14 protein-coding genes are annotated in these 14,931 nt (G+C 22.3%); 12 read left to right on the forward strand and 2 right to left on the reverse strand.

Annotated elements, in window-relative coordinates; all coding sequences use genetic code 4:
* Positions 1 to 131 precede the first annotated feature (131 nt).
* The 12 genes from mraZ (at position 132) to T403_RS0101185 (ending at position 11,374) form a co-directional block, all read left to right on the forward strand.
* Positions 132 to 599, forward strand: a complete 468-nt coding sequence (gene mraZ, locus T403_RS0101130; protein WP_240532053.1) for a division/cell wall cluster transcriptional repressor MraZ — start codon at positions 132 to 134, stop codon at positions 597 to 599.
* Complete coding sequence (gene rsmH, locus T403_RS0101135; RefSeq protein WP_033160984.1) at positions 599 to 1,495, forward strand: 16S rRNA (cytosine(1402)-N(4))-methyltransferase RsmH; 897 nt, start codon at positions 599 to 601, stop codon at positions 1,493 to 1,495. Before mraZ ends, rsmH begins: the two co-directional genes overlap by 1 nt.
* Before the next feature lie 10 nt (positions 1,496 to 1,505).
* On the forward strand, positions 1,506 to 2,705 hold the full coding sequence (locus tag T403_RS0101140) for a cell division protein FtsA (protein WP_033160985.1): 1,200 nt from the start codon (positions 1,506 to 1,508) through the stop codon (positions 2,703 to 2,705).
* A gap of 2 nt (positions 2,706 to 2,707) precedes the next feature.
* Positions 2,708 to 4,231, forward strand: a complete 1,524-nt coding sequence (locus T403_RS0101145; protein WP_033160986.1) for a cell division protein FtsZ — start codon at positions 2,708 to 2,710, stop codon at positions 4,229 to 4,231.
* Between the two features lie 229 nt (positions 4,232 to 4,460).
* Positions 4,461 to 5,888 (forward strand): PTS transporter subunit EIIC, encoded by a 1,428-nt coding sequence (locus T403_RS0101150; protein WP_033160987.1) that lies wholly within the window; start codon positions 4,461 to 4,463, stop codon positions 5,886 to 5,888.
* Complete coding sequence (locus tag T403_RS0101155; protein ID WP_033160988.1) at positions 5,875 to 6,957, forward strand: mannitol-1-phosphate 5-dehydrogenase; 1,083 nt, start codon at positions 5,875 to 5,877, stop codon at positions 6,955 to 6,957. Before T403_RS0101150 ends, T403_RS0101155 begins: the two co-directional genes overlap by 14 nt.
* Positions 6,938 to 7,357: a PTS mannitol transporter subunit IIA gene (locus tag T403_RS0101160; RefSeq protein ID WP_033160989.1), complete on the forward strand. Its 420-nt coding sequence runs from the start codon at positions 6,938 to 6,940 to the stop codon at positions 7,355 to 7,357. Before T403_RS0101155 ends, T403_RS0101160 begins: the two co-directional genes overlap by 20 nt.
* A 147-nt stretch (positions 7,358 to 7,504) precedes the next feature.
* Positions 7,505 to 7,966 carry a peptide-methionine (R)-S-oxide reductase MsrB gene (gene msrB / locus T403_RS0101165; RefSeq protein WP_033160990.1) on the forward strand — a complete coding sequence of 154 codons (462 nt, stop codon included), beginning with the start codon at positions 7,505 to 7,507 and terminating at the stop codon, positions 7,964 to 7,966.
* Complete coding sequence (locus tag T403_RS0101170) at positions 7,966 to 8,298, forward strand: glycine cleavage system H family protein (protein WP_033160991.1); 333 nt, start codon at positions 7,966 to 7,968, stop codon at positions 8,296 to 8,298. The genes msrB and T403_RS0101170 overlap by 1 nt, the downstream gene beginning before the upstream one ends.
* Before the next feature lies 1 nt (position 8,299).
* On the forward strand, positions 8,300 to 9,175 hold the full coding sequence (locus T403_RS0101175; RefSeq protein WP_033160992.1) for an SIR2 family NAD-dependent protein deacylase: 876 nt from the start codon (positions 8,300 to 8,302) through the stop codon (positions 9,173 to 9,175).
* Positions 9,153 to 10,187: a lipoate--protein ligase gene (locus tag T403_RS0101180; RefSeq protein ID WP_033160993.1), complete on the forward strand. Its 1,035-nt coding sequence runs from the start codon at positions 9,153 to 9,155 to the stop codon at positions 10,185 to 10,187. Before T403_RS0101175 ends, T403_RS0101180 begins: the two co-directional genes overlap by 23 nt.
* Positions 10,187 to 11,374, forward strand: coding sequence for an oxidoreductase (locus T403_RS0101185; protein WP_033160994.1), 1,188 nt, complete (start codon positions 10,187 to 10,189; stop codon positions 11,372 to 11,374). Before T403_RS0101180 ends, T403_RS0101185 begins: the two co-directional genes overlap by 1 nt.
* Positions 11,375 to 11,459: 85 nt before the next feature.
* Here T403_RS0101185 and T403_RS0101190 read toward each other — a convergent pair whose 3' ends face one another.
* On the reverse strand, positions 11,460 to 14,210 hold the full coding sequence (locus tag T403_RS0101190) for a hypothetical protein (RefSeq protein WP_033160995.1): 2,751 nt from the start codon (positions 14,208 to 14,210) through the stop codon (positions 11,460 to 11,462).
* 145 nt (positions 14,211 to 14,355) lie between these two features.
* Entirely contained in the window at positions 14,356 to 14,901 is a 546-nt protein-coding gene (gene hpt, locus T403_RS0101195; protein WP_033160996.1) for a hypoxanthine phosphoribosyltransferase, read from the reverse strand.
* Between the last annotated feature and the right edge of the window lie 30 nt (positions 14,902 to 14,931).

A 14,931-nucleotide genomic window follows, 5' to 3' on the forward strand; every position in this document is an offset into this window, starting at 1 on the left:
TCTTTAAATTTTCCTTTATTAAGTTAAGCTGATGTTTTGCTTTTTTTATTTTACTACTTTATATTAAAAAAAAATATTTTTTTTGTAAAAAATTTTTTTATTTATTACATATATTAACAAAAAAGTGTATAATGTGGAAGATAGTGGGAGTAAATGGAATGTTTGGAAATTTTTTAAAAACCATTGATGAAAAAAATAGAATTATAATTCCTAGTAATTTTAGAACGGAATTAGGTGATATTTTTTACATCTCTTTAGGTTTAGATAAAATAATCGAATTTAGAACAAAAGCTGAATTTGAAAAAATTAAAAATAAAATTAACGAACATGATTTTCTTAACAAAAATGTTAGAGATTTTGCAAGATTCTTTTTCGGTAATACAACTGAAGCATCTTGTGATAAATTAGGTAGAGTTATTTTACCTAAAAATTTATTAACATTTACCTCTATCAACAAAGAAGTTTATATTATTGGAGTTGGAGAAAAATTAGAACTTTGACCCAAGGATAGATATGAAGCTGAAAATCAGAAATTTACTGATGAAAATGAACTTGAAAAATTACAAAAAATTTTAAATGAAAACGGAGTTAAACTTTAATGAAGCATTTACCAGTTATGTTAAACGAAGTTATAAATGAACTTAATATTAAAAAAGATGGAATTTATATTGATTTAACATTAGGTAGAGCTGGTCATTCAAAAGAAATTTTAAAAAAATTAGAAAATGGTTGACTTTATTGTTTTGATAAAGATCTTGAAGCTACAAAAGAAAGTAGATCAATATTAAGTCAAATTAGCAATAATTTTACGATTATTCATAGTGATTTTAAAAACTTAAAAAAGATTTTGAATGATTTAAAAATCACTAAAGTTGACGGAATCTTGATGGATTTAGGTGTATCATCACCTCAGTTAGATGATGCAAATCGTGGTTTTTCTTATAACAAAAATTCTAAATTAGATATGAGAATGGATCAAAGTCAAAAATTAGATGCTTTTCATATAGTTAATAACTATAATTTAAAGCAATTAAATTCGATATTTATTAATAATGCAGATGTAAAGCTTTATAAACAAGTTGCGAAAGGCATTGTTAATAATAGACCTATTCATACGACTTTAGAGTTAGTAGAAGTTATAAAAAATTCACTTCCAGCTAAAATTGTAAGATTAAAAAATCCAGCAAAAGCAGTTTTTCAAGCTATCAGAATCGAAGTAAATAATGAACTAGAATCCTTAAAAAAAGTTTTAAGTGATTCAATACAGTTTTTAAACAAAAATGGAAAATTATTAGTTATTACTTTTCATTCGATTGAAGATAAAATTGTAAAACGTTTTTTTAATTCGTTAACAATAAAAGAAGATTATTATAAATTGCCTATTAATATTGAACAAAAATGAAAAAATAAACATTTTAAACCAAATCAAGATGAAATTGATAACAATAGAAGAAGCAGGAGTTCTAAATTAAGAGTTTTAACTAAATTAAAATAAAGGAGTATTTATGAAAAGAAAAATCAAAGTTATTGCCAAAATTTCTAAGTATAATTTTGGACTTTATGCAATTGAAAAAGTAAAAAATAAAAATATTTTGATTTTTCAAGAAGAAAATGAAGAAGAAAAATCAATGCAAGAATTTTTTTTCAATTCATTACAAAAAATAAATGCTTTTTTAAAGACCAAAGTTAAAAAAATTTTTATTTATTTAAATAATTTTAGTAATTTCAATTTTTTAACTAAAGAATTCAAAATTACTACTAATATTGATAATAGTAAAAAAATAGTTGATAATAAAGCTTTTAAATCTAATTTAGAAAAGGCAAAATTAAATTTTAATGTTAAAAATTATTCAAAAATATCATTTAGAATAACAAATTTTATAACTAATTTTAATGATATTGAAAAACAATATTTAATTTTTCCTTTGAATAAAAGCGCTGATAAATTAACCGTTTCTTATAATGTAAATTACATTAATAAAGAATATTTTCAATTTTTAACTAATTTTTTTAATTTATTAGAATTGAAAATTGAAAATATTTTCACAAACATTAATTCTATTGAAAGTTTAATAAATATCGATACTAGCAATAACATTAATAAAGTGGTTATTAATATAGATGAGAATAATTCTTGAATTGCAATTTTTAAAGAAAATTCTAATTCTGTATATAAAAATTTAAATTTAAATTTTGATGATCTTATTAATCAAATTAAAGACAAATTTAATTTAACAAAAGAAAAAGCTAAACAATTTCTTAAAATTTATGGCAAGATTTTAAGCAATGAAGATTTAGACTATTATATTTATGAAAATATAAACGCCAAATATATTTCAAACATTATAATTAATTTTGTTGAAAAAATTAGTTTTGAAATTAATGAATTTGTTAAAAAAAATAATGCATATTTTTCACAAATTTACTGATTAGGAGAACTTATTCAAATTGAAAATTTTGATGTGGCAATTAAAAAATTATTTTTGAATAAAGAAAATATTTTATATTCATCAAAATATAAACCAGATTTTAATAAAACTACTAAAGAAATAATTCTTGGTATCGAATATATTTATATGTGTTTAAAATCCCAACTTATAAGAGAAGGAAATTTGGTTGAAACACAAGCAATATTAAATGATGAATTAAACGATAAAAAAAATAGAATATTTAATTTATTTAAATCATTAATATTTAGGAGATAAAAATGGCAAATAGAAAAATTAAAATTTTTGGTATAGGTGGTTGTGGAAATAATATGGTTAAGCATGCTCTTGATCATTCAAAGGAAGATGTAGAATATTACTTTGCAAATACAGAATCAGCTACATTAAATTCTTTTGATAAAGATAAGATAATTCCACTTGGTAATCCTGAAGTTAGAAAAGGCTCAGGCGCTGGAAACGATCCTATAAAAGGGAAAGAATATGCACTTGAATCAAAAAAAGAAATTAGCGAAAAAATGAATGGTGCTGATATTGTAATTTTAGCTGCCGGAATGGGAAAGGGAACTGGTTCTGGAGCTAGTGCAATTTTTGCTGAAGAAGCAAAAAAACATAATGCACTTACAATTGCAGTTGTCACAACACCATTTGAATATGAAGGTAAAAAAACAGCTAGTAATGCTCTTTTAGGTATTTCTAATTTAAAAAAATATGTAGATGGACTTGTATTAATTTCTAACAACAAATTAATTGGGAAAAATCCAGATCTACCTATTTTTGATACTTTAAAAATAGCTAATGTATTTTTTGAAAAAGTTATTAATGTTATTTATGAAATAATCCATGTTCGTGGAATTCAAAATGTTGATTTTGCTGATTTATTATCAACTATGAAAACTAGAGGTGAAATTGTTATAAACTCAGTTAAAGGATTTGGAAATGATAAAGTCCAAAAATCACTTGATAAATTATTAGAATTCGATATATTAGAAAATAATATTAAAAAAGCAAAAAGTATTATTTTAAATATAACTTCTTCTGATATAACTTCATCACAGATTAGTGAAATTATAAATAGAATCAAAAAAGAATCTGAAAATGATATTGATGTTATTTATGGTTTAGTTCAGAAACCTACTAACGATAAAGAGTTATCGCTTTCTATTATCGCAACAGGAATAACAAATTTTAATATTAATACTACAAATTTAATTAATAATTCTGTTTTAGAACAAAAAGTTAATGTTAATAATAATTTTGAAACAAAAAATGTGAATTTAGAAAATACTAAAAACATTATTAATAATTATAGTGATATTAAAAATAATAGATTTAATTCTAACAATGTAACTGAAAAAGTCGGAAACATTGAAGAAAAAAATCAAGTTTTAAATAATAATCAAAATAATTATAATCAAATGAATGTAAATTTTAGAAGTGAGAATAATATTCACGCAAGCCATATAAAAAATTCACAAAACATTCAAAATAATCATTCTTTCAATAATATTCCAAAATCCGAGCAAAATTTAGCTCCAAAACCAGAATATAATAAATTAATATCAAGAATAAATGAAAATCTTCACTCTCATTTTCAAAGTGAAAATGATACCAAAATTGAAAATTTAAGTCCTATTGGTAAAGTTACAAGAGAAGAATCAATTCGTTATTCAAATCAAAAAAATAACAACTTCTCCGGTAATTTCAATATAGATTCACCTAAATTTTTAGATTTAGATGAAGATGATTTTAATGATACAGATGAAAATGATTTTAATTTTGACTAAAAAATTGATAGCGATGTCTTGAAGCAGGAAATTTTAATAAAATTATTTTCATAAATTTTTTAAAGATTATTAATTTAAAGAAAAATCTCTCAAATGAAATTGAGGGATTTTTTATTTAAAGTAAATTAAAAATTTAAAACTAATTCTAGATTAAAACTTTTTACTTAAATTTTAATTTATATTGATTTATGAGAATTAAATTCTCAAAAAATTAATTAAATGGAGACAAATGAAAAGTATTAAAGTAATAAAAACTAAAATTCAAAATTTAGGTTCGCTTTTATCATCTTCAATTTTACCTATTATTGGTGTTTTCATCGCTTGAGGTATTTTAACTACTTTTTTCATTCCTACAGGATGAACACCAAATAAATTGTTAGAAAAAATGGTTGAAGTGGGCATTGTTTATATAATTCCAACACTAATTGGATTTTTACTTGGTAAAAAAATTTATGATTTAAGAGGTGGAGCTATTGCTTCTATTGTATCACTTGCTACTATCTCTGCAGGACAGACAGAAATTTTCAAAAGCATTGTAGGTGATACTGCCGCTATGTTTTTAGGTGTAATGATTTTTTCACCTATAGCAGCACTTATTTTAAAATATAGCGAAAGATTATGAATTAACAAAATTAAATCCGGTTTTGAAATGTTAATTAATAATTTTTATTTAGGAATATTAGGTTTTATTTTAATTTTTCCAACATTTTATTTATCAATTTATGCAGTTGGTTATTTACAGTTTGGTTTAGCAAAAATGATTGAGCAAATGCAAAAATATAAGCTTTATCCAATATTAGCAATTATTATAGAGCCAGCAAAAGTTTTATTTTTAAATAATGCAATTAATCATGGAATTTTTACTCCTTTAGGAACTCAACAAGTTCTTAGTTCAGGTAAATCAATTTTATTTTTATTAGAATCGAATCCAGGTCCAGGTTTAGGGATTTTAATTGCTTGAATGATTTTTGGTTTTAAGAAAAATAAATCATTATTTTCACAATCTGCTTCTTCTAGTGTTGTTCATTTATTTGGTGGAATTCATGAAGTCTATTTTCCATTTATTTTATTAAAACCTATTTTAATATTAGCAACTATCTCTGGAGGAATTGTTGGAAACTTAGTTTTTCAAATTTTCAATGTAGGAGCTGTTGCCCCAATTTCCCCTGGGAGTATAATTGCTGGTTTTATCCAAATTAACAAAAGTTGAAATGATATATTAGGTTACAGCTTAGGAATAATAGCTTCAGCTGCGGTTAGTTCACTTGTTGCAATTTTTATTCTTATTTATTCTTCCAAAAAAGATAAAAATAAAATAAAAAATTTAAATTCTTTAAAAAATTCAAACTCAAACATAATAACTAATTTCAATACAAAAGAAATTATTTTTGCTTGTGATGCGGGAATGGGCTCAAGCGCTATGGGCGCATCAATTTTAAGAAAAATTTTAAATGATTTAAATATAAATGATATTCAAGTTAAAAATAAAGCAATTAATAATTTAAATGAAAATGATAAATTTATTATAACTATAGAGCAATTAAGCGATAGAGTAAAAAAACAAAATCCTAAAGCTAATGTTATAGTTATAAAACAATTTTTAGATAAATTAAAATATCAAGAAATAGCCAAAAAAATTAAAAATGAAAAAAAATAAAGTAATTCATTTTGGTGCAGGTAATATAGGTAGAGGTCTTATTGCTTATATTTATCAACTAAATAATTATGAAGTTTATTTTGTAGATACTAATAGTGATTTAATAAAAAATTTACAAAAAAATATAAGCTATAAAATAAATTACTTTAATTATAAAAAATTTAATATTATTAAAAACTATCAAGCTTTGCATATTGATGATGTTGAAAAAATAAAAAAAATTTTATCAAAAGTAGATATAATTTCCACTTCTGTCAAAACAAATAATTTACCATTTTTAAAAAAATTATTAATTAGTGTTAAATTAAAAAATAATGTAAAAATTATTTGTTTTGAAAATGGGTATAAAATAAGTGATTATTTCAAAAATATTTTAAATTTGGAAAATAAAAAAATAAAATTTATAAACGCTATGATCGATAGAATTATCCCTTACAATAATTTAGATAGTAATTCACTAGATATAAAAAGTGAAAAATATTATGAAATTATTTTAGAAAAAACTAAAAATTTTACTTTAGAAAAAGTAAGTTTTACAAATAATATTGATTTATTTATAACGAAAAAATTAATATTATTTAACGCAATACATACACTTACAGCTATTTTAGCTTTTAATAAAAATTATCTTTATGTTCATCAAGCATTTGAAAATATTCAAATAGTAAGTTTTATAAAAAAATTTATTAAACAATTAATTTATGTATTTTCAAAAGAATTTTTAATAGAAGAAAAAGAATTAAAAAAATATGTAAATTTAACAATAAAAAGAATTAAAAATAGCGAATTAAAAGATTTAAATTCAAGATTAATTAGAAACTTAAGTTTAAAATTCACTGAAAAAGAAAGATTTGGATTAATATTTAATTGATTTAAAAAATATAAAATAGATGAAAATTATTTTAAAATTATTTTTACTGAAATTTATCAAAATAAACAAATAGATGATCAATTTTTTCTAGATTTTTTTATGAAAAATAAAATAAACAATTCTTCATATATTAATAATGAATTAATTAATATTTATTTCCAAAAATTAAAGGAAAATAATGAACTTAACAGAAAATAAAATTTTTATCGACATCGATTTAGAAAATAAAAATGAAATTATGAATTTTGTTTTTAATCATTTTTATAAATTAAATTCAGTTAATGATAAATTTTTAAACTCAATAATTAAACGAGATCAAGAAGTTTCGGTAGCTATTGGTAATTATGTATTTTTACCTCATGCAAATTTTGATGGAAAAGAAACTGTTTTAAAAAACGATATTGTATTTATCAGTTTAAAAAAAATAATAAAAGTAGACAACCAAGATATTAAATTTATTATAGCTTTAGCTATCAAAGATGAAAAACATTTAGAGATATTACAAAATATTGCTATTGCTTTTTCAGATATTGAAAAAGTTGAATCCTTAATTAAAAAAAATATCACCAAAAAAGATATTATTGATTTTTTAAATTAAATTCAAATCTCAAAACAAAATTCAGCAAAAAAAATAGTTGAATTTTGTTTTTTTGTTTTTTTTAAAAAAATATATATTTAAATTAAAAAAATAACATTTTTTTTTAATATAATTAAAATTAGAAAATAATTTTAAAAAAAGGAATTTATGAATAAAAAAAATAAAAAAAATTTAGATCATTTAACTGAGTTACAGTACAAAGTGACTCAAGAATCTTATACAGAAGCACCTTTTAATAATAAATATAATAGTCATTATGAAAAAGGGATTTATGTAGATGTAGTTGATGGAAGGGCTTTATTTTTATCGGATGATAAATTCGATTCTAAAAGTGGCTGACCTTCATTTACAAAACCAATTACTAAAGATGTACTATTAGAATTTGATGATCCAAAAAGCCCTAAAATTGAAGGCTTAATTTATAAAGAAATAAAATCTAAAGATGCTTTATCACATCTTGGACATGTTTTTAATGATGGACCTAAAGACAAAGGTGGAATGAGGTATTGCATTAATTCAGCATCACTCAATTTTATACCTTATGATAAATTAGAAGAAAAAGGTTATGGAGAATATAAAAAATATTTTAAAACTAAAAAGGAGAATTAATGAAAAAGATTTATAACTTTTTAATAATTGAAAAAAAAGATGATATTTACGTAATTTATCCGTCTGCTGAATTGCAAGATGATTTAGGAACAGCAGGATATTTAGAGTATGAGAATAAAAATAAAATAAAAAAGGGTGAAATCATTTTAAAAGTCGAAGCTTCAAAAGCTATTTTAAATCTTAAATCACCAATAAGTGGAAATATAGTTGAAATTAATAAAAAAGCAATTGAAAACCCAAGTCTTATTAACTCATATAAAATTGAAGATAATTGAATTATAAAACTTAAAGATGTTGATAAAAAAGAGTTTGAGCAACTAGAAGATTATTAATATGGATTTAAACATTGAAAAAATTAAAATATTAATCGATGAAGCAGAAGCAATTGTTGTAGGTATTGGTTCTGGAATGACTAATGCAGATGGAATTAGTTACTATGGTGAAAGATTTAAAGAACAATTTAATGATTTTATTGAAAAATATAAATTTATAGATATGCTCCAAGCTTCAGTTTATCATTTTGAAGATTGACAAACATATTGAGCATTCCATTCTCGTTTCATTAAAATGAATTATTATGAGCAAAATGTTTCTGATTCTTTTTTTAATTTAAAAACAATTTTAGAAAATAAAAATTATTTTATTGTTACAACAAATTCAGATAGTTCTCTTCATAAATCTAATTTTGATTCAAAAAAATATTTTTATATTCAGGGGCAATATAATTTAATGCAATGTTCCAAAAAATGTAATAACAACTCTTGAGAAGATCGAGAATTAATTTATAAAATGGTAAATGAACAAAAAAATTTAAAAGTTGCTGAAAATTTAATTCCCAAATGCTTATTTTGCAACTATCCTTTAGAAGTTTATAAACGGAATAAAGGTGATGTATTAGTGGAAGATGAAAATTATAAAATAGCTAAAAAAAGATATTTAGATTTTGTAGAACAAAATAAAAATAAAAAAATTTTATTTTTAGAAATAGGATGTGGTAATATAACTCCACAATTTATAAAGTGAGAGTTTTGAAGATGAACTGAAGAAAATCCTTTGGCTAAGTATTTAGTTTTAAATCAAAAACAATATAGAATTGATAAAGCAATTTTAAATCAAACATATTTTGCTAATGATGATATAAAAATATTGCTTAAATCATTAGCTGAAGTATATAAAAAGGAAAAATATGATAATAATAGAACCTGTTAGAAATGGTAAATATATTGGCGATGGCGCTTATCATATGGCCATGCAAGTATGAATTTTAGAAAATTATTTTAATTTAGGATTTAAAGATCAAACACTAGTTTTTCCATATATTTCAGATCCTCATGTTCAAATTGGTTATTTCCAAAATCCAAAGGTTGAAATAAATGAAAAATATTTCGAAAAAATTCAAGTAGTTAGAAGAGATACTGGTGGAGGAGCTATTTATCTAGATCGTAACTCAGCTTGTTTTTGTTTTATAATCCCATTAAAAAACCAAGAACAATATAATATTGATTATCAAAAATTTTATGAACCTGCTATAAAAGCATTAAATTCAATAGGTGTTAAAAATGTTTATCAAAAAGGAAAAAATGATTTAACAATTAATGATAAGAAAATATCAGGAGCTGCACTTATGATTAAAGATAATTTAATGTGAGGTGGTTTTTCACTTTTATATGATATTGATTATAAAGCGATGGAAGAAATTTTGAAAGTTAATTCAAAGAAAGTTGAATCTAAAGGAATCAATTCAATTAGACAAAGGGTAGATAAAATAAAAGATCATCTAGATAATAAATTTAATAATTTAACTATTGATGAATTTAAAAACCAATTTTTAAAAAAAATTATTGGCGATAAAAAAATGGAATATTTTTACTTGGAAGAAAAGCATTGAAAAAAAATCGATGAATTAGTTGCTGAAAAATATAAAAATTGAAATTGAACTTATGGCTTAAGCCCTAGATATTCATATAATCGTGAAAAAAGATTTGATACAGGTACAATTAACGTTTCGCTAGAAATAGAAAATGGCACAATAAAACAAATAAAAATTAGCGGCGATTTCTTTTTAGCAGCTAATAAGAAAATTGAAGATATTGAAAATATTTTATTAAATTGCCAGATAAAAAAAGATGTTCTTATTGAAAAATTAAAAATCATTAATTTTGAAAATTTCTTTTTAAAACCAATTGAAATAAATAAATTTGTTGAATTTATTTTAAATTAATGAAAACAAAAACTGAATATAAAAAATTATTTTCTAAAATAAAATTAAAAAATAATATTTTAGAAAATAGATTTGTTTTATCACCTATAACACTTAATCTTGCAACTAAATCTGGTTTTGTAACAGATGAAGAAATCAATTATGCACTAAAAAGAGCAAATAGCGCCCCTTTATCAATAACAACTGGAGCTAATGTTAATGAACAAGGTAAATTATTTCATAATGGAATAGCGGTTAGTAATTTAAAACAAATTAAATCATTAAAAAAATTAGCAAGCGCTATGAAATCACAAGGTTCAAAAGCAATTTTGCAATTAATTCATTCAGGGAGATTTGCTATGGCCGCCTTAGATAAATTTGGTTACACTAAAGGTCCAAGCGCTTTAAAATTAAATTTTCCTTATGAGCATCAAGTGTATGAACTAACAAAAAAAGAAATTAAAAAAACTATATTAGACTATCAAAAAGCAACAATTATTGCAATTGAAGCAGGTTTTGATGGAATTGAAATTTCATCAGCTCAAAGATTATTACCACAAGCTTTTTTTTCCAAAAATGAAAATAAAAGAAATGATGAATATGGAAATCAAAATCTTGAAAATAGATCAAGATTTACATTAGAAATTTTTGAAGCTATCAAAAAAACAATTGATCAAAAAGCTAAAAAAGATTTTATTTTAGGTTACAGAGCAACACCTGAAGAAATAATAGCACATGATATTGGTTATGATTTTGATGAATTTATAGAATTTTTAAAAAGTTTATATAATAAAACACCTTTTGATTATTTAGCTTTAGCTTCCTGAGGAAAAGATGTATATAAATCTAAAGTTAGAACGGGGATTAAATATAAAAATAAATTATGAACTGAAACAATAAAAAAAGAATTTAAAAATCAATTTTTATTAATGATAAATGGTTCGATAAATAATTTAGAAAAAGCAATGGAAGCAATAAAATATTGTGACTTAGTTGGTTTATCATCAGTATTTATTGCAGAACCTGATTTTGTAAAAAAAATCAAAAACTTAGAATTTGATAAAATAAATTTAAAAATAGATGAAAATAATTTTGATAAATTAGCCATCCCAAAAAATAGCTTTAAATATATAACGAATTTTTTAGATTTTGGTGAAAGTTTACCTAATTCATCTCGAGATAATTTAAAAAAGAACGAAAAAAAATAATTTTTTAAATTAACAAAAATAAAAAACCGAATTTTATTTTTTCTTTTAAAATTCGGTTTTTTATTTATTGCTTTTGTTCAAGTCTTTAAGCTTGAGTTTCTTCATCTTCATCATCATCATCATAATTATGTTTAGCTACAAAATTAAATTCTTCAGATTTTAAACTTTTATTTAATTTATAATCATAAGTAACAACATAGTATTTTCCAGATGGAGCTCCAGGGATTTTGATTTTAGGTTTTCTACTATAACGAATTAATTCATCATTTAGATAAATTAAATATGCAATTGTTGATTCGTTTTTATCTTTTAAATCAATAGTTACATCAATTCTATCAGTGAAAAATTCTGCGACTACAGTAGGATCTTCAAATTCTTCAAACTTTACTTCAGGTTTAGTTGCTTCATCATATAAAGGAATTTTTTTAGCCCTCAATAAATCAGCCATTACTGTGTAGAATTCTATTGGTTTATCTAATTTTGGGTATTTAGAGGCAAAATCTTTTAAATTTTGTGGCGCATTTTTATTGCCAAAACGTTCTAAAATTTCAACAAAATTATAACCACTTACTAAAGTTAAAAAATATAAAATTTTAAGTTCTTGACCAATTTTAATATGCTTATCAACTACTAAAGGTTTTTTATGTTTTACATCATTATGTTTATCTTCATCTTCATCATCATGATCCATAGAATGATCATGGAATGCAGGGTCTGTTTCTCCCTTTTCTTCTTGTTGATGTTTTGGATCTATTGGTTTTATTTGAGATAAAAATGTAGTATCATAATTTTTCTCTCTAATAGTTCTTGTAATTGCACCATAAAGCCCAAATTTATTTACTGATTTGGCAAAATCTTTATTATAAAAATTATATTTGGTGAAATCATAATTTGAATAATCATGATATTTAAAATAATTCATAACTAATCATCAAGTGTAATATCTTGAAGAACCATTACTAGGATTATCGAAAAAATCAATTTTAGTTTTATCTCTATTTCTTGATAAAAATTTTACATTTATATTTTCAGAAAGTTGATTATCAAATTCTTTTGCGTTTCTTCCAACCCTCGGATGAAACTTTTCATTATAATATTTATAAATTGCATTATTATCAGTATCATGATTTTTGGGTTTAATAGTAGCTTTATCACTTAATATTTCTCTAATAAATAGCTCTTTTCTTCCTTCAATAGAAAAAATATTATTTGATATTTCAGGTATAGTAATAAGATCGTTATCAACTGTATGAGCAAATTCATGAACTGTTGGTCAAGAATATAATGAATCATAATCTCCAGCAATAAATTTAAAAATTTTACCACCTACTCCATCTTCACTTCTAAGGTTGATAATTCTTTCTCAAGCAAAAAAATCAGTTCCGAATGTTTTTGAAAAATCTTCTCCAGATGTTAAATGTACTTTAGTTCTTACAATTCCATTAGCATTATCATTAGGATCAATTGTTTCATAACCATCAAAAAATCTTAAAAACCTTAATCATTCATGTAATTTACTTGCATATGTTTCAATAAATTCATATGCTTTTTCTTTATTATCTAATTTTAAATATTTAAAATAAGTATTATAAGCAATAGATGCAGCAAGTGATATTTGGAAAGCCCCTTGATCTTTAAAATTAAATTCTAAAATAGTCATATTAGCTAATTTTTTCTCGCTAATATTGTTATTATAATCTTTTAAATCTTGCAAGTATTCTCAAAATTTTTCTTTGTAATCTTCATCATTATAATGATATGTAAAATGAGTGTGTTTCCCGAGATATTGTTCTCATCCATCAGTTTCAAAATTAATTTCTACATTATTTCCTGTTTCATTAATGATATAAATCATAAATGGATAAGGATCATCTTTTAAATCTAAATTAAATGTGTTGATTCCATTTTCAAGCGAATGTCTTCTTAATAAATATTGATTATATTTATTCTCTTTAATTTTATAAACTGGACTGAATGCTAAAATTAAATTATTATTTATATTTTCACCCTTAACATCTAATGTCAATTTATTTTCAATTCCTGATTTTAAATAATAACCAGTTATTTCTGTGTTAAAATATTTTCAGTGTTGCACAGATCTTGTATTTTCAAAATGTGCTGGAACTGAAGGTTTTGTTTTTACAATTCCATTATTGTTATTAACAAAAATATCTTCTACAAAAAAATTAATATTTTTATCTTTTAAATCGTTTTCATAAGACCCATAAAAAATTGAAAGAACTTTATAATTAACATTTTTTAAAATTTTATCCTTTGAAAAGTTAAATTGGACATTTTTAGTACTTTGATCATAAATTCCATCTAAATTATTTAATTCATTATTTTTTTCATTTTTAACTTTAAGAGTTAATTTTCTATTATTTAATTTTTCTATGTTAGATAAAAATACCAAACCTGATTCTACATTATTAATATTATGTAATTTTTCTTTAAATGTAAATGTAGGTTCAAAATCTAATAATTTTTCATTAGAATCTTTATTGTCATTTGATTGTTCATTATTTCCATTAGTTTTGTTAGGATTTGTTTCAATAGGAGGCGTTTTTTGTCCTTGATCAACTTCATCAATTGGATCAGTTGAATTTGTCGGATTTAAAACATCTTCATCTTTTTTAGTATCATCAATTGGTTTTTGTGGTTCTTTTTTGGTATCATCAATTGGATTTTGCGGCTCTGGTATCGTATTATCAAACATATCATTTGTTTGTTTATTTTTTAACACAACTATTGGAGTAACGATACCAACAGTTGTCAGTGCAGATACAGATATTAAACTTAAAATAATAGCATTTTTTTTAGTGATTTTTTTGGACATAAAATTATTTTACTTTTTTTTTTTTTTTTTACAAAATAAATGCTAAAAAATATAAGATTTTTTTAAAAAAAAATAAACAATATTTACTTTTTAGTTAAACATTGCTTATTTAAATTTGAATATTATTTTTTTTGAAAATGAAATTTTAAATTTTATCTAAATATTTTTTATCAAAAATTCCAATATAAGGAAGATTTCTCATTTTTTCTTTTACATCTAATCCAAAACCTACTAAAAATTCATTTGGACAAACAAATCCTGATTTATCTGCTTGGAATTTATTTTTTCTTCCAGCTGGTTTATCTAAAAGAGTTAAAACTTTTAATGAATTAGGTTTTTTGTATTTTAATAATTCATAAACTTTTTCAATTGTAATTCCCGAGTCGATTATATCTTCAATAATTAAAACATCTTTACCTTTGATATCATATGCTAAATCCATTATAATTTTAACAGAACCTGTAGAATCAATTCCACCTTCATATGATGATAACGTCATAAAATCAATAATATGATCAACTTTAATATTTTTAATTAATTGAGCTAAAAAAGGAATACTCCCTTTTAATAAACCAATTAAAACTAAATTTTTTGAATTTTTATATGTTTCATCAACTCAATTGGCTAATTCTTTGATTTTATTTTCAATTTGTTCTTGACTATATAAAACTTTTAATATTCTTTTGTCCATAAATGCATATCACCACTTTTTTTAATAAAT

It is taken from the genome of Mycoplasma collis ATCC 35278, assembly GCF_000701825.1.
GTDB classification, from domain to species: domain Bacteria; phylum Bacillota_I; class Bacilli_A; order Mycoplasmatales; family Metamycoplasmataceae; genus Mesomycoplasma_A; species Mesomycoplasma_A collis.